General features: G+C 64.5%; 16 protein-coding genes and 1 pseudogene. 1 reads left to right on the top strand and 16 read right to left on the bottom strand.

The window, feature by feature from the left end:
* Positions 1–39: 39 nt before the first annotated feature.
* From C100_RS47080 to C100_RS47035, 11 genes are all read right to left on the bottom strand, one after another.
* Positions 40–1056 (bottom strand): LLM class flavin-dependent oxidoreductase, encoded by a 1017-nt coding sequence (locus C100_RS47080; RefSeq protein WP_024022173.1) that lies wholly within the window; start codon positions 1054–1056, stop codon positions 40–42.
* 43 nt (positions 1057–1099) lie between these two features.
* Positions 1100–1540, bottom strand: a complete 441-nt coding sequence (locus C100_RS47075; protein WP_024022172.1) for an Hpt domain-containing protein — start codon at positions 1538–1540, stop codon at positions 1100–1102.
* A gap of 62 nt (positions 1541–1602) precedes the next feature.
* Complete coding sequence (locus tag C100_RS47070; protein WP_024022171.1) at positions 1603–1839, bottom strand: sulfurtransferase TusA family protein; 237 nt, start codon at positions 1837–1839, stop codon at positions 1603–1605.
* Positions 1829–3190 carry a ribosome biogenesis GTPase Der gene (gene der / locus C100_RS47065; protein WP_024022170.1) on the bottom strand — a complete coding sequence of 454 codons (1362 nt, stop codon included), beginning with the start codon at positions 3188–3190 and terminating at the stop codon, positions 1829–1831. The genes C100_RS47070 and der overlap by 11 nt, the downstream gene beginning before the upstream one ends.
* Positions 3191–3331: 141 nt before the next feature.
* On the bottom strand, positions 3332–4675 hold the full coding sequence (locus C100_RS47060; RefSeq protein ID WP_031310401.1) for an outer membrane protein assembly factor BamB family protein: 1344 nt from the start codon (positions 4673–4675) through the stop codon (positions 3332–3334).
* A 14-nt stretch (positions 4676–4689) separates the two neighbouring features.
* A complete protein-coding gene (locus C100_RS47055; protein ID WP_024022168.1) occupies positions 4690–5388 on the bottom strand; it encodes a tetratricopeptide repeat protein in 699 nt (232 codons plus the stop codon).
* A 75-nt stretch (positions 5389–5463) separates the two neighbouring features.
* A complete protein-coding gene (panB, locus tag C100_RS47050) occupies positions 5464–6336 on the bottom strand; it encodes a 3-methyl-2-oxobutanoate hydroxymethyltransferase (protein WP_024022167.1) in 873 nt (290 codons plus the stop codon).
* 92 nt (positions 6337–6428) lie between these two features.
* Positions 6429–8816: a TonB-dependent receptor gene (locus C100_RS0125550; RefSeq protein ID WP_037531530.1), complete on the bottom strand. Its 2388-nt coding sequence runs from the start codon at positions 8814–8816 to the stop codon at positions 6429–6431.
* 166 nt (positions 8817–8982) lie between these two features.
* On the bottom strand, positions 8983–9171 hold the full coding sequence (locus C100_RS47045; protein ID WP_024022166.1) for a YezD family protein: 189 nt from the start codon (positions 9169–9171) through the stop codon (positions 8983–8985).
* A gap of 95 nt (positions 9172–9266) precedes the next feature.
* Positions 9267–9935, bottom strand: a complete 669-nt coding sequence (locus C100_RS47040; protein WP_024022165.1) for an RBBP9/YdeN family alpha/beta hydrolase — start codon at positions 9933–9935, stop codon at positions 9267–9269.
* 173 nt (positions 9936–10108) lie between these two features.
* Positions 10109–10474, bottom strand: a complete 366-nt coding sequence (locus C100_RS47035) for a PRC-barrel domain-containing protein (protein WP_024022164.1) — start codon at positions 10472–10474, stop codon at positions 10109–10111.
* 86 nt (positions 10475–10560) lie between these two features.
* On the opposite strand from C100_RS47035, the gene C100_RS47030 reads away from it, so the two are divergent.
* Entirely contained in the window at positions 10561–10992 is a 432-nt protein-coding gene (locus C100_RS47030) for an OsmC family protein (RefSeq protein WP_024022163.1), read from the top strand.
* Here C100_RS47030 and C100_RS47025 read toward each other — a convergent pair.
* From C100_RS47025 to C100_RS48725, 5 genes and pseudogenes are all read right to left on the bottom strand, one after another.
* A complete protein-coding gene (locus tag C100_RS47025; protein ID WP_268746873.1) occupies positions 10964–11842 on the bottom strand; it encodes a DMT family transporter in 879 nt (292 codons plus the stop codon). The two genes, C100_RS47030 and C100_RS47025, sit on opposite strands and share 29 nt — an antisense overlap.
* A gap of 95 nt (positions 11843–11937) precedes the next feature.
* Positions 11938–12747, bottom strand: a complete 810-nt coding sequence (locus tag C100_RS47020) for a class I SAM-dependent methyltransferase (protein WP_024022161.1) — start codon at positions 12745–12747, stop codon at positions 11938–11940.
* 111 nt (positions 12748–12858) lie between these two features.
* Positions 12859–14391, bottom strand: a complete 1533-nt coding sequence (locus tag C100_RS47015) for a CpaF family protein (RefSeq protein WP_024022160.1) — start codon at positions 14389–14391, stop codon at positions 12859–12861.
* Between the two features lie 95 nt (positions 14392–14486).
* Complete coding sequence (locus tag C100_RS47010; RefSeq protein ID WP_024022159.1) at positions 14487–15062, bottom strand: hypothetical protein; 576 nt, start codon at positions 15060–15062, stop codon at positions 14487–14489.
* A pseudogene (locus C100_RS48725) lies at positions 15059–16145 on the bottom strand (hypothetical protein); the annotation flags it as partial. The pseudogene C100_RS48725 and the gene C100_RS47010, both read right to left, overlap by 4 nt.

Below are 16145 nucleotides of genomic sequence, written 5' to 3'. Positions count from 1 at the left end.
TGGCGCCGGCCGCTGCCACCGTGCTGAGCGGCGGGCGGCTCAAGGGACGCTGAGTTCCGGTTCCCTGGCATTGACGGCCTGCGCGGCGGACATGGCGATCGCGAAGCTGCGCTTGCGCGCCTCGGGATCGTAGATCTGCCCGGTCAGGATCAGTTCGTCGGCCTGGGTGCGCGCCAGGAAGGCGGCGATGTCGCGCTCGACATCCTGTTGCGTGCCGATGCTGGAGACGCTCAGCACATCGGCCAGCATCGCCTGCGCCTGTGGCGGCAGGCTGGTTCGATAATCCGGCACGGGCGGCTGAAGCTTGCCGGGCTGGCCGGTGCGCAACCGGACGAAGGCTTGCTGCATCGAACTGGCGAGCAGTTCCGCTTCCTCCCGACTGTCGGCGGCGAAGACGTTATAGCCCGCCATGACATAGGGATATTTGAGCTGGGCAGAGGGGCGGAAATCGCGCCGGTAGATGCTAATAGCCTCGTCCAGCGCGGCGGGGGCGAAATGGGACGCAAAGGCATAGGGCAGACCGAGCGCTGCGGCGAGTTGCGCGCCAAAGAGGCTGGAGCCCAATATCCAGAGCGGGACATCCGCGCCCGCGCCCGGCGTCGCCTGAACGCTCAGCCGGTCGTCGCCGGCGAAATAGGCCTGCAATTCCATCACGTCGCGGGGGAACTGGTCGGGACCGCCGGACAGGTTGCGGCGGATCGCCTGCGCGACCCGCTGGTCGGAACCGGGGGCACGGCCCAGACCCAGATCGACGCGGCCGGGGAACAGGGCGGCCAGCGTGCCGAATTGCTCCGCGATCACCAGCGGCGCATGATTGGGCAGCATGATGCCGCCCGCGCCGATGCGCATGGTGGAGGTGGCATGGCCGATATGGGCGAGCACCACGGCGGTTGCGGCAGACGCAATGCCGGCCATGCCATGATGTTCGGCCACCCAGAAACGGTGATAGCCCAGCGCTTCGGCATGGGCGGCAAGGTCGGCGGACTGGGCCAGTGCGGTGGCGACATCGGCGTCTTCGCGCACGGGGACGAGGTCGAGCAGGGAAAAGCGGGTCATGACCCCGATATGGGGGCATGATGCGTTTCAGTTCAAGACGGAATCAGACGGCCCGGCCAAAACCCTGCGGCGGTGTTTCCGTCCGACGGCCGAAACTGCCCGGCCGGCGCGCGGCGAGCGGATTGGCGTCGCGATCGAGCAGCGCCATCGTTTCGGTGAAACAGGGGCGCAGCGCCACGACCGTTTCGATCAGTTCGTCGGGTGCTTCACGCGTTTCCACGCAGCGGCGCGCGGTCATTTCAATGGTTTCGGCCATGGCGCTGAGGCGGTGGGCGCTGAACTGGGCGGCTTCGCCCTTCAGCGTGTGCGCCGGAGTGACCAGCGCGGTGGCGTTGCGGGTGCGAATGGCTTCCTCGATCGCGTTGATCGATATGACGCCGTCCTCACGAAAATAGCCCAGAATCCGTAGATAGGCCGTGCCCAGTTCGCTCCGGGTCCGCGCCAGCTCGGTCCAGTTTACCAGGTCGGTCTGTTGATGAAGCACCCGCCACTCCCTTACATGCAGCGCTGAAAATAGCCTTTGCGCGTAAACAGGCAGTTAAAAGGTCAGCTATGGGGCGCTTCGATCCGGCTGCGACGCAGCGAGAAGCGGTGGTCGCCCAGCACCGCGAAATCCCAGCCATGATGGCGCGCGAGCGCCGCCAGCTCGGCCGGGGCGATCGGATCGTCCGCCTCGATCAGGATGGCCGCGGCGTCCCGCATGGCGCGAGCGGCGCGCAGCGCCGGCCAGGGGCATTTCATGCCCCTGGTGTTTACGGCAACCGGATCATCATCATTTGGCATAGGGGTTTTTGGCGCTGCGCAGCGTCAGCCGCACCGGCACCGCGCCAAAACCCAGTTCCTTGCGGATGCCGTTCACCAGATAGCGGCGATAGCTTTCGGGCAGTTCGTCGAGCCGCGTGCCGAACAGAACGAAGGTCGGCGGGCGCGTCTTGTTCTGGGTGATGTAGCGCAGCTTGATCCGCTTGCCGCCCGGCGCGGGGGGCGGATTGGCCTCCAGCGCGGTCTCGAACCAGCGGTTGAGGATGCCGGTGGACACGCGCTGCGACCAGGCGGTCCGGGTTTCGAAGGCGACATGGAGGAGGTCGTCCAGACCCTTACCGGTCGCTGCCGACACGGTCATGATCGGCACGCCGCGCACCTGCGCCAGGCCATCGGACAGCGCTTGCTTGATGCCCTGATAGAGGGCCGATCCATGCTCCACCGTGTCCCATTTGTTGAGCGCGATGACGAGGGCGCGGCCTTCCTCCAGCACCTTGTCGGCGATGCGCAGATCCTGCGCCTCCAGCCCGCGGGTGGAATCCAGCAGCAGCACGACGACCTCGGCGAAGTTCACCGCATTAAGGCCATCCGACACCGCCAGCTTTTCCAGCTTGTCCTGCACCTTGGCGCGCTTGCGCATCCCCGCCGTGTCGATCAGGCGGACGGGTCGTTCCTGCCCGTCGCGGTTGGTCCAGCTCCACTCGACGGCGATGCTGTCGCGGGTGATGCCCGCCTCCGGCCCGGTGAGCAGCCGATTTTCGCCCAGCAGCTTGTTGATCAGCGTGGACTTGCCCGCATTCGGGCGACCGACGATGGCGAGCTTGAGCGGTGCGCTCTCGTCATCCTCGTAAAATTCCTTCTCCTGGCTGAACTCCTCGCGCTCCAGATGGGGCAGCAGCGCCTGGAACAGGTCGGCCATGCCCTGGCCATGTTCGGCGGAAAAGGGGATGGGTTCGCCCAGGCCCAGGCTGAAGGATTCCATGACGCCGTCGTCCGCCGCCCTGCCTTCCGCCTTGTTGGCGACCAGCACCACGGGCGCGTCGTTGGCGCGCAGCCAGCGAGCGATTTCCTCGTCCAGCGGCGTGATGCCCGCGCGCGCGTCGATCATGAACAGCGCGACGTCGCAATTTTCCACCGCCGCTTCGGTCTGCATCCGCATCCGGCCGGGCAGGGACTGGGCGTCCTCATCCTCGTAACCGGCGGTGTCGACGATGGTGAAGTCGAGGCCCAGCAGGTGCGCCTCGCCCTCCCGCCGGTCGCGGGTGACGCCGGGCTGGTCGTCGACCAGCGCCAGCTTCTTGCCGACCAGGCGGTTGAACAGGGTGGACTTGCCCACATTGGGACGTCCGACGATGGCTACCGTGGGCAACATGCCCCTCTTCCTTCCACAATAAAATCGGGATGATATAAAAAGCCGCGCTCCTGCGAAAGCAGGGGCCCAGGATCAAAGGTCGTTCGCCTCATCCCAGGCCCCTGCTTTCGCAGGAGCGCGCGCTTTTGCCAAGTTTCGTTCTTAGCGGAACGCCGTCAACTTTCCGTCGTCGGCCAGCACGTAGAGCATGTTGTTGGCGACGACCGGCGACAGCGACATGGATTTGTCCATATCGATCCGCGACTGGACATCGCCAGAGGTGGGATCGACATAGACCATCTCGCCGCGCGTCGATACGACGATCAGGCGCCCGCCCGCCAGCACCGGGCCGGTCCAGCGGATCGCCTTGTCCTTCTTCTTTTCCTTCTGCCAGCGGCGCAGTTGGCTGATCCAGCGGATCTTGCCGGTGGCGCGCGATACGCAGAGCAGCTTGGCATCGCTGGTGACGGCGAACACCCATTCGCCCGCCACCCAGGGGGTGGAAATGCCGGCGATGTTGATTTCCCAGATGCGCTGGCCGCTCACCAGTTCATAGCTTGCCATGCGGCCGCCCTGGCCGATGGCGAAGACGCGACCGCGATCGATCACGGGGTCGGCGTCGATATCGGTCAGCGATGCCACGGCGGTCGAGATGCTGGTGCGCGAAAGCGCGTCGCCCCACAGGCTGCGGCCATTTTCATAGCGATAGGCGGAAATTTCGCCCGAGCTATAGCCCGCGATCACCGTGCCCTGCGCGGCGGCGGGAGCGGCGACGCCGAAAATGCCGGTCACCTGCAACGTGCCGCTGTCGGTCCACTGGGTGGCGCCGTCCGACTGGTTGAGCGCGAAAATCTGATTATCCTGGCCCATGACATAGACATGGCCATTTTCCAGCGTCGGCGCGCCGCGTAGCGGGCCGCCGGGATGCTTTTTCCAGATGACATTGCCGTTGGCGGCGTCAAGCGCCATCACGTCGCCGACGCCCGTGCTTGCGAACACCCGGTCGCCCAGCACGCTGACGCCGCCGCCGAACAGCGCGCGGCCATTGCCCTCCGCCGGGAGCGAGGTCTGCCACAGTTTCGAGCCATTTGCCGCGTTGAAGGCGATGACATGCGCGCCCGCGTCGATGACATAGAGCTTGCCGGCCGCCACCACCGGCGAGGCGGCAAGCCGCGCGCGGGGCGAGCTGCCCTCGATCGAGGCGGACCAGACCTGGCTGGGCGAACCGCCCAGCGACACATGGCCCATCGCCTTGGACGGGTTGCCGCCCGGCTGGGCCCAGGCGTCGTTGACATAGGGTGCGGGCAGGCTGACCGGCACGTCGGCCAGCGCGGGATCGACTTCGACGCCCTGTTCGTTGGACAGGATCGACACGCGGTTGCCGACCACCGGGGTCTTGGGGCCGCCCTTCTTTCCGCCGACGATGCCGCAGCCCGCCAGCAGGGCGATCATCGCCGCCACGGTCACGGCGCGGCCCATCGGTGCCAGGCTCTTCATGCTCACCATAACCATCCGCTCGCTTATCCTTCGCTCGGCTCGGCCGGAATCTCAACCGCGTCGATCCCCATGACGCCCGCCATCTGACGGGCGCGTGAACGGATCGATTGCGGCACCTTTTCATCCTTGGCCATGGCCGCGAACATCGGGCCGGCCAGATCATTCTTGCCCATCTTCATATAGGCGATGGCGACCAGTTCGCCCGCGCTGCCGAACCATGGCGCGCCTTCGATGGCGAGCGGCTTCAGCCGGTCCACCACCTGCTGGGGCTTCAAACTGTCGAATTGCAGCGATGTCTGGCGGATGAGGGCCAGGTCGCGATAGGGCTTGTCCAGCTTGGCGTCGGCCGCCATGGCGCCATAGAGCGCGATCGCGGCCTTCGCATCGCCCTTGCGCGCGGCGACGCCCGCCTTCACCAGTTGGGCCGAGGCGCGATAGCCCGGCTGATCCGCCTTGGTCAGCGCGTCGAGTTGCTTGGCGTCAGGCGTGCCGCCGCCGATCGCCGCGTCGAGCACGGTGTCCATCTGCTCGGACACGGCTTCCGCCTGCGTCTTGCTATGATGCTGCCAGTAGAGCCAGCCGCCGAACGCCGCCAGACCCAGGACGAGCGCGGCCAGCAGCCAGCGTCCATAGCGCGCCCAGAAGGTCGCAAGCTGGTCCTCGCGGACGGCGTCATCGACCTCGCGCATGAAGGCTTCACTGTTTTGCGGCGTCAGGGCCACGGGATTCTCCGAGAAATAGATCAGAAACGTCGGGCAGAAGGCGCGACCAATAGCGGCGCTTATGCCACAGGCAAATCACTTTTTGGGGCGATAGACCTGATCGTCGGTCGGGAAGGCGCGATTGCGCACGTCAGCGGCGTAGCGTTCGGCCGCATTGCTGATGGTTTCGGCAATATTGTCATAGCGTTTCACGAAGCGTGGCACCCGTTCGAACATGCCCAGCATGTCTTCGGACACCAGCACCTGCCCGTCGCAGCGGGCCGATGCGCCGATGCCGATCACCGGCACATCGACGCTGGCGGTGATGATGTCGGCCAGTTCCTCCATCACCCCTTCGACCACCATCGCAAAGGCGCCCGCCGCCGCCACCGCACGGGCATCGCCCAGGATCTTGGCATGTTCCTCCTGGCTCTTGCCGCGCGCGCCATAGCCGCCCAGCGCGTTCACCGCCTGCGGCGTCAGCCCGATATGCGCCATCACCGGGATACCGCGCCGCGTAAGAAAGCTGATGGTTTCGGCCATCGCCTCGCCACCTTCCAGCTTGACCGCGGCGGCGCCGGTTTCCGCCATGATGCGGCTGGCGCTGGCGAAGGCCTGGCTCGGCGAGGCTTCGTAGCTGCCAAAGGGCATGTCGACGATGACCAGACTGTGATAGCTGCCCCGGACCACCGCCGCGCCATGGGCGAGCATCATGTCGAGCGTGACGGGCAGGGTGGAGGGCAGGCCGTAGATCACCTGACCCAGCGAATCGCCCACCAGCAGCATGTCGCAATGCGGATCGAGCAGTTGCGCCTGACGCGCGGTATAGGCCGTCAGCATCACCAGCGGTTCGTCGGTCTTTCCTTCGAACTTGCGCCGCTGGATCGCAGGCACGGTCAGGCGCTTCATCGGCGCGGGCGTCGGATTGGCGCGGCTGGTCGCGGTGTCGAGCGTGAAGGTCGTGGACATGCAGGCGCTCTACCCCAGCGCGGCGCGGGGCGCAAATGCCGGCAAGGGGGAGGAGCGGCACGGACATGCCGCTCCTCCGGGGGTGAGATGATTCAGAAATCGGCCTTGATGGTCAGGCCATAGGTGCGCGGGTCGCCGGGCTGGCCGGCGATCAGGCCGGTATTGCCGGGCGTCGTCGCCAGCACTTCCATATAGTCCTGGTCGAAGATGTTGCGGACCCAGCCATAGACATTGATGCCATCGGCATTGCGGAAGCCCAGGCGCAGATTGTCGAGGCTGTAGCCCTTGATGTCCATATAGACGGACCGAGAGGCGTTAGATGAGAAGGTCGAGCGGTAGCTGCCGTCCCAGCCGATATAGAATTGCCCCTCTCCGCCCAGCAATGCGGTGGGCACGTTGAATTCGACCCCATAGGATAGCGAATATTTCGAGATGCCGGGCAACAACTGGCCGGATATGTCGCAGGTCGCCGGGCTCGCCGTGCCGCCCGACAATTCTGGCGGGCAGGGGGCGTTAGTGAATTTCACATATTTGGGGTCGGTCCAGGCGCCGCTGGCATAGGCGGCGACCCGGTCGGACGGGCGGACCGAGAAATCCGCCTCCACCCCGCGCACCCGCACCTTGCCGGCATTGGCCAGATAGCCGCGCAGGACGCTGTTCTGTCCATTGTTGACGATCGCCTGATAGTCTTTGATCTCCGTCCAGAAGCCGCTGAGGTTGAGCGTCGCGCGCTTGTCCCAGAACCGGGTCTTGAGCCCGACCTCGAAATGATTGACCTTTTCAGGCTTGACGGTCGCGACATCAAGCTGCGGATTGCCCGCCGCGTCGAGCGGCACGCCATTGAGGTTGATGCCGCCCGATTTGAACGCGCGCGACCAGGTGGCATAGGCCATCACATAATCGTTGATCTTGTAGGAGGCGGTGATGTCCCAGGACAGGTTCCAGTCGCTGAAGCTGGCCTCGAACGACTGGGGCGCCAGCACGCCGCGCTGGGCGACGATCCAGGGATCGGTGCTGGCGAAGCTGACGATCTGGCGCGTGCCGTCCGATGCGGTGCCGGTCACGACCGAATCATAACTGCCCTTCTTCTTGTCATAATTGAGGCGCAGCCCCGGTTGCAGGCTGAGGCGATCAGTGACGTGCCAGGTCAATTGGCCGAACAACGCCGCACTGCTGTTTTTGAGGCGGATGTCATTGTCCGCCGTCAACCCTTCCAGCACCGCCGGTATCTGCGACAGGGCGCTGGACGGGTTGAGCAGCCAGGCGCTGGCGTCGGCGCCCTGGACCTGGCTGCCGGTGGTATGGATCGTCTGGTGGAAGGCGAAGGCGCCGACGACGAAGTCGATCGCCTGCCCTTCCTGCGCATAGCGCAATTCCTGGGTCCATTGTTTCTGCTGGGTCGGGTTCTGCGATTTTGTGGTGACGTCCAGGCCAGTAAAGTCCCGGTCGTTCGAGGGCTGCCAGTCCCAGTAGCGATAGGCGGAAACGGAGGTCAGCGTGCCCGGTCCCAGATCCCATTCCGCGCGCAAGGATGCGCCGCCCATCTCGTTGCGCGCCTGCAAGGGGGCGTCGAGGTCGGTCAGCCGGTCATAGGGGTTGGTGCTGGGCACCTGATAACCCAGGGCCGCGGTGAGCGCGGGATATTGGCGGTTTTCGGCGCGCTGGGTCGGGCCATAGCCAGCGTAGATTTGCGCGCAGCAGACCGGATTCTGGAGATTATAGTCGCCCGACAGGGTGATGTTCAGCGTGTCGGTCGCCTTCCACAGCAGCGATCCCTTCAAGCCCAGGAAATCCTGGCTGTTGACGCGCTGGTTGGTGGCGACATTGGTGATCGTGCCATCACGGTCGGTGACCGACGCGCCGATGCGGACGGCGAGTCGGTCGGTGATCGGGCCGGACACGGTCGCCTTGGCCTGTTTGAAGCCCAGATTGCCGACCGAAATCTCGGCCTTGCCCTCATAGCTGAAGCTCGGCGCGCGGGTCGTTATGTTGATGGCGCCGGCAGTGGTGTTCTTGCCATAGAGCGTGCCTTGCGGGCCGCGCAGCACTTCCACCTGTTCGATATCGACAAAGTCCAGCGTCGCGGCGGCGACACGGTTATAATAGACCTGGTCGATATAGATGCCCACGCCCTGTTCGATGCCGTCATTGGTGAGGCCGAGCGGGGCGCCGATGCCGCGAATGTTGATCGAACTGTTGCGCGGGTTGGTGGAGTAGAATTGCAGCGTCGGCTGCAACTGCGTCAGCCGCTGGATATTATAGCTGCCGGTCTGCGCGATCGCCTCGGCATTGAGCACCGAGACGGACAGCGGCACATCCTGCAATTCTTCCGCGCGACGGCGGGCGGTGACGACGATGGCCCCGCCCACGACAACCGCGTCAGGATCGGCCTGCGGGGCCGGGCTGTCCTGCGCATCAGCGGCAGGCACGGTGAAGGAAGCGCTCGCGACGCTCGCGAGCAACAGGAAACGCGCAATCATGATAAGTCCCCTTCCGGCGGTCCGGTGGTTGATGATCGCGGCATTTCCGGTGGTCCGGTCAAAGCCGTAGGTCTTTGCGGGAATGACAGGCGTTATGGGATGCGGCTCACCCCCAAACCGCATGGGCCGCGCGGCAACGCGCCCGAAACATGTCGTGCCTGCCCGTTCAGGCGGTCAGGCGGGTCTTTTCCGTCACGTCGATCTGCACCACGCGGGCGTCATGCACGGTGAGCGTGATCGACCCGAAGCGCAGATGTTCCAGCACCTCCCGCACCTTGTCGACGCTGGCGACGATGTCGATGCGCGGCCCGTTGGCGCTGGCGTAGCGATGATCGATCGGTCGTTGGTCAGTCATGGACACCTCTTGGCGCTGCTTTATCTCAATTGAATAAGTAGACAAAGAAAGAAAAATAAGGGGCGGTCAAGTTTCTCTTGTCCCACCCGAAACCGTCAGCGATGCGCAGACGATGCCATGTCCGTGCGGCGCGGCAAGGATGGCCGGATCGCGGGCAGGCCCGGATCGGCGCTGATCGCCCGCATCTGCGCATCGTCGATCAACTGGTCGAGCAGCGTCTGGCCGAATGACCAGTCGCCAACGTCCGAAGCCGCGTTGATATGCCCGCAATGGCCCGCATCGACGAAATGGCTGCCCCAGTTTTTGCCCATGCTGTGGGCACGCTCGAAGAAAATATAGGGATCGTCCCGGCTCGCCACGAGGATTGACGGAAAGGGCAGTTGCGACCGGGGCACCGGGCCGAAATTGCCGATGCTGTCCGGCGTTTCGGCGCGATCGCAATCGGGCGGCGCCACCAGCAGGGCGCCGGTGACGGGCCAGCCATAGCTTTGATTCTGCAAAGCGCCCCACCAGGCCACGGTGATGCAGCCCAGGCTGTGTGCGGCCAGGATGACCGGGCCGTCGATGGCGCGAATGGCGGCGTCCAGGCGCGTGACCCAGGCGTTGCGATTGGGGCTGGCCCAGCGGCCAAGATCGACCCGCTGGCAATCGCCGCGGCGCTGTTCCCACAATGTCTGCCAATGATCGGGGCCGCTATTGTTGAGGCCCGGCACGGTCAGCACGACCGGCGGGCGGTGCTGTCGCGCATATCCGAATCGGTTCATGGTCCTTCTCCTCATTCATGCTCGGATCTTTTTTCTATACTCTATAAATATAGTAGACAATTAAAATGCGTCGAACTGTGAAGAGGCGGGGCCGATTTGAAAGACCATGAAAAAGGGGGCCGGCCGCTGCGCGCGGCTGCCCCCTTCTTTGTCCGTAGCAAGCGCTCAGGCGCTTACCAGGGATAGATTAGTCCATAATATTGGTAGACGCTGCGGCCATAGCCGTCGTCATAGTCGGGCCGCTGATCCGCGGTGTAGCGGGGCGCATTGTCCAGCACCTCCTTGTCCAGATCGACCACATAGCCGCCCTTGTCGGTGTCATAGGTCAGCATCGACCAGGGCAGGGGATAATGATCGTTGCCGATGCCCAGGAATCCGCCGAAGGACAGGGTTGCGTAGCGGACCTGGCCGCCGCGCTTTTCCACCATGAAATTGTCGATCTTGCCGAGATGTTCGCCCTGCCGGTTGTAGACGGCGGTGCCCTCCACCCGGTCGGAGGCGATCAGGTCATGCTGATTTTCCATCGTCAGGTCGTTCATTGTCACTCTCCTGCATGAATTTACCTATTCTATGGCAACAAGGCGGAGCCGCAGGGGTTCCCCCCTCTTTGCAACGGGAGACGGATATGAAGATCAATCGCAGCGGTTCGGCAGCGTGGAGCGGCGGCCTGAAGGACGGGAAAGGCGCGATCTCGACCCAGAGCGGCGCGCTCGATGCCTATCCCTATGGCTTTGCCACCCGGTTCGAGGGGATGCCGGGCAGCAACCCCGAAGAACTGATCGCCGCCGCCCATGCCTCCTGCTTTACCATGGCGCTGTCGATGATCCTGGGCGAGGCGGGTTTGACGGCGGAGAAGATGGAGACGAGCGCCGTCGTAACGCTGGAGCAGCAGGATGGCGGTTTTGCCGTGACCGCGAGCCGCCTGACGCTCAAGGCCACGATCCCCGGCGCGGACGACGCGACGTTTCAGGAACTCGCCGGCAAGGCGAAGGCGAACTGCCCGATCTCCAAATTGCTAAAGGCCGAGATCAGCCTGGACGCTGAACTGCTGGACTGACCATCGGCTGCCTCGCGCGGACATGTTCGCGCCAGGCGATATAGAGGCCGCTGGCGACGATCAGGGTCGCGCCGATCCACGTCGTCGCCATCGGCCAATCCTCCCCGATGGCAAGGCCCAGCAAGGTCGTCCAGATGATCGCGCTATAATCCATCGGCAGCACCACCGACACCGGCCCCCAACGCAAGGCGGATGTGAGGCAGAGCTGCGCGATGCCGCCGAACAGGCCGATCATCAGCAGCATGGCCCAGGTCACGGGATCATGCGCCTGCGCCACGAACGGCATGGCGATGCCCAGCGGGATCATCGACAAAGCGGTGAACCAGAAGACGACGACGCCAGCCGGCTCCGTCCGGCCCAATTCCCGCAGCACCAGGCTGACGCTGGCCGTGACCAGTGCGGCGGCGATCGCCACGGCGACGCCCTGTATCGGGAAATGACCCGCATCGGGTCGGATCATCACCAATACGCCGACAAAGCCGATCAGCACCGCGCCCCAGCGATGAACACCTGTCGCTTCGTGCAGGATGAGCGCGGACAGGATCGTGCCGAAGACCGGCATGGTGAAGCCGATCGTCGCGGCCTCGGCCGGCGGCAGCAGGATGTAGGAGAGGAAATTGAGCAACATGCCGGTCAGGCCGAGCATCATGCGGCTGGCATGGATGCGGATGCGCCGGGTCTGCACGCTATGCAGCCCGCCCGCCATCATCACCCAGGCCAGGACTACGGGCAGCGCGAGCGCCTGACGGTAGAAGAGCGATTCGACCACATGCACGCCGCGTTCGCTGGCCAGCCGCACGGTGATGAACATGACCGAGAGGCAGATCACCGCAGTCAGGCGCAATGCGATAGCGAAAAGCGGACGATGGGGGCGGTCAGGAGCAGTCACGCCCCCGCCTTAACCCGCCTGCGCGCGCGCGCAAGCGGGTTGGCGAAACGGTGGCGTCAGGCCGTCGGCTTGCGGAATTTGAGCGTCATGCGGTCGCTTTCGCCGATGGCGAGATATTTATCCTTGTCGACTTCCTTGTTGCGCAGGGTCGGCGGCAGGGTCCACACGCCCTTTTCCCAGTCGGCCGTGTCCTTGGGATTGGCGTTGACCTCCGACGCGCCGACATATTCGAAACCGGCATCTTCGGCCAGCTTGCGCACGGTCGACACCTTCAGATAGCCGCTCTTCTGCTCGGCGGCGCTGTCGCGATCCTCCGGCAGGCGGTGGTCGACGATACCCAGCGTCCCGCCGGGCTTGAGCATGGTGTAGAAAGTCTTGAAGCTTTCGGCCGCCTTGCCACCCATCACCATGTTGTGAACGTTGCGGAAGGTGAGCAAAGTATCGACGCTGCCAGCCGGGATGCTGGTGGTTTCCTCCGGAAAGGCGACCAGCTTCACCTGGTCATAGACCGGATCGGAGGCGAGGAAGCTCTTATAGCCGTCCATATAGCCGCCGCTGGGTTGCAGCGCGTAGAAAGTGCCATGGTCGCGCACCAGCGGCGCCAGCACTTCGGTATACCAGCCGCCGCTGGGCGAATATTCGACCACCGTCTGGGTGGGCGTCACGCCGAAAAAGGCCAGCGTTTCGGCAGGGTGGCGATATTGGTCGCGCGCGACATTTGCCGGCTTGCGGCTGGGCGCGGCAATGGCGGCGGCGATCGGGTCGGCGGCCTGATGGCCGGCATGGGCGTCATGCTGGGCAAACAGCGGGACGGCGGGAAGGGCGAGGCCGGCAATTGCCAGCCCAAGCGGAACGAGACGGTTCATGGCACCAATCCTCTCTTCATCGCGGAGGAGGCAGATGTGCCTGTGGCGCCCGGATGGCGCAAGGGGTGGCGGGGAATAAACCCCGCCAGCCACACTAAGTTACGATATAAGTTACAGGCAAGCTTCCAGAAACGGCTGGTCGAACCCGAACATCCGCGCCTTGTCCAGCGTATAGGGACGTAGGCCCATGGAGCGATATTCGCCCACGATCCTGCCGCTGTCATCCTCGTCATGATATTCGAACTTGAACAGTTCCTGGGTGACGATGACATCGCCCTCCATGCCGATCACTTCGGTGATGTTGGTGACGCGGCGCGAACCGTCGCGCAGGCGCTTCACCTGGACGATCAGGTCCACCGAATCGGCGATCTGCTTGGAAATCGCTTCTTTCGGGATCTTGATGTCGCCCATCAGGATCATGTTTTCCATGCGGCCCAGGCACTCGCGCGGGCTGTTGGAGTGGAGCGTGCACATGGAGCCGTCATGGCCCGTATTCATCGCCGCGAGCAGGTCGAAACATTCGGCGCCACGAATTTCGCCCAGGATGATGCGGTCAGGGCGCATACGCAGGGCGTTCTTGACCAGGTCGCCGATGGAAATGGCGCCCTGGCCCTCCAGGTTCGGCGGGCGGGTTTCGAGCGGCAGCCAGTGCGGCTGTTGCAGACGCAACTCGGCCGCGTCCTCGATCGTCAGCACGCGCTCGCCCGGATCGATCATTTTCGACAGGGCGTTGAGCATCGTCGTCTTGCCCGAACCGGTGCCGCCCGAAATGACGATGTTGAACCGGCAGGCGCCCGCAATCTTGAGCGCGGTCGCCATCTTGCTGTTCATGGCGCCCCATTGGGCGAGCATGTCGATGGTGATCGGCTTGGCCGAGAATTTACGAATCGAAATGGCCGTGCCGCGCAGCGACAGCGGCGGGACGATGACGTTCACACGAGAGCCATCGGGCAGGCGGGCGTCGGCCAGCGGCGTGGTCTGGTCGACGCGGCGGCCGACCTTGTTGACGATGCGCTGGGCGATCTGGAACAGATGCTCCTCATCGCGGAACTTGATGGGCGCGATCTGAAGCTTGCCCTTTTTTTCGATATAGGTCTGGTCCGGGCCGTTCACCATGATGTCGGTGACGTCGGGATCGGACAGCAGTTCCTCAAGCGGGCCAAGGCCGAGCAATTCATCGACCAGCACCTTTTCCAGCGCGAACTGTTCGCGCCGGTTGAGGGTCAGCTTCAACTCCGCCAGCACTTCCATGATGATCGGGCGGAATTCCTCCGCCAGTTCATCCTTGGTCAGGGTCGCGGCCGCTTCGGGATCGACGCGCTCCAGCAGGCGGGGCAGCACCTGTTCCTTGATCTTGTGGACGCTCGCTTCAAACCCTTGCGGTCCCGCGTCCGGCACATGTTCGGCATTGGCGCGATCCGACAGGCGCGCCATGGCGTCCGCGTTGCGCTGCATCTGGTTGGTCGGTGCGGACAACGGGTCCAGGGGCGCTTCGCCCGGTAGCGAAGCGATGTCGAGCGGCGGAAACTGGTCGCCGCCGCGCGGCGTTTCCTCCCGCGCGGCCGCGCCGCCCTGCATGGGGCGCGCTACGCCAAAGCCAGGCTTCGTCCCGGCAGGTCCATTTTTCCGTCCAAAGGCGCTCATATTTCTCCGCCATTATTGCGTAGCCAGCCCGGCGAACCCGATTGGACCGGCTCAGAAAGTAAAAAGGTGAATAGGCTGGAAACTTTGATAAAAGCCTAATGGCCGCCAATGTCCTGGTCCGGCGCGTTGACGAACCGCGGGTCCGCATCGAACCAGCCGCCGATGGCTCGCGCACTGTCCAGCAACCGCCGGCCCTGCGCGGTGATGTGGATGCGGCCGCCTTCGACGCGGATATTGCCCGACAGGCTCTGCTCCGCCACGCGCCGGTCGATCTGGTGCATGTCGCCCAGATATTCGCGCACATAGACCCGTTCCAGCCCGCGCGCGTCCAGTTGCCCGTCCTGCCGTTCGATGCGGGCCAGCAGGAACATGGTGATGGACCTGTCGAAGGTTACCGGGAAGATGATGAGGAAGCTGATGTTGAACGCCAGCGACAGGGCGACTGCACCGACCAGCGTCGCCGGTTCCAGCCGCAGGCGGCGGCGCGCCGCTATGCCTGCGCCCAGCAACAGCAGCGCGGCCACGCCCGCCACCATGACGCCTCGATAAAAAAGAATATCGACCTGCCCCAGCAGCGGGCTGCGAATCAGGGCGACGTAGAGCAGGAAGCCAAGCGCGATCGTCCCGGCATAGGCGATGGCGAGCAGAGTGAAGCTGCGCAATAATGTCATGGATAAGCCTTTCCACTGGCGCGCGCGATGCAAAGGTCGGCGGTGCGATAGACGCAGGGCAGGGCGGCGGGCGGCCCGCCGGTCGTGCGCCACATCGGATCGCGCCGGGTGAACAGCAGATAGTCGCTGCGCGCCTGATGCGCGCGGCGGACGAGTTCCCGTTTCGGAAGTGGACGATCGAATATGGGCATGAGGACGCGCATCCTTTGGGCAACCGCCTCTCGGTTAGCGCCGAACAGGAATGCGTCCCTGTCCGCCACCGCGGGCCAGTGTCGGCCATACATGCCGAAATCGAGCGCACGGCCCTTCAGCCCCGGATTATGCTGGAGCGTCGCGCCTTCGGGCAGGGCGTGGTCGGCCCAGCCATAGGCCGCGCGCAAAGCGCGGGACATGGCCGGATCGTCATTGATCTCGATCGGCCGGACCGGGAAAAGCGGCGCGCGAATGGCCCGCAACCCGACTATGTCCCAGGCCGTGCCCGCCAGACCGAGCAGCAGCGACGCCGCGCCCAATATGCCGAAGCGGCGGGCCGAGCCGGGTTCCTGCCCGACGCTCATCGTCCAGACCATCATCGGGACCAGCATGAACAGGGTGGCGCGCCAACCCAGATCATTGTTGATGATGACCGACTGCACGAAGCTGGCCACCAGCAGCGCCAGCAGCGCGCTCCAGAGCAGGAGGTTGCGCACGAGGCGGCCTTCCGCCCCCCATTGGTGACGGCGTCGAAAATAGAGGCTGGTTCCCAGCATGAAGATGCCGAATTCGAGCGCATAATTGAGCGGCAGCAGGACCAGGCTCAGCATCTGGGCTGACAAGCCGTCGCCCGCGAACAGGATGGTGAACGGCCGGATATGAAAGCCGATCGGGAAAATATCCGGCTCCCGGCCATGGAGCAGGTCATGAAACTGGGGCAGGGACAGGATCAGTGCGAGGGCGCCCGCGACCAGCAGGCCCGGATCGCGCCGCATAAGCGTGATCAGGCCCCAGATTGCGAGCAAGGGCGCGATCGTCACGCTGATCCAGATCGACGCGCCGAACATGGTGGCGAACGCCGCCCCGGCGGCAATCGCCAGCCCATGGCGG

The sequence above is a fragment of the Sphingobium sp. C100 genome, from assembly GCF_000508185.1.
Taxonomy (GTDB): domain Bacteria; phylum Pseudomonadota; class Alphaproteobacteria; order Sphingomonadales; family Sphingomonadaceae; genus Sphingobium.
The sequence above is the reverse complement of the archived record's forward strand: the minus strand, read 5'-3'. Positions and strand labels throughout refer to the sequence as shown.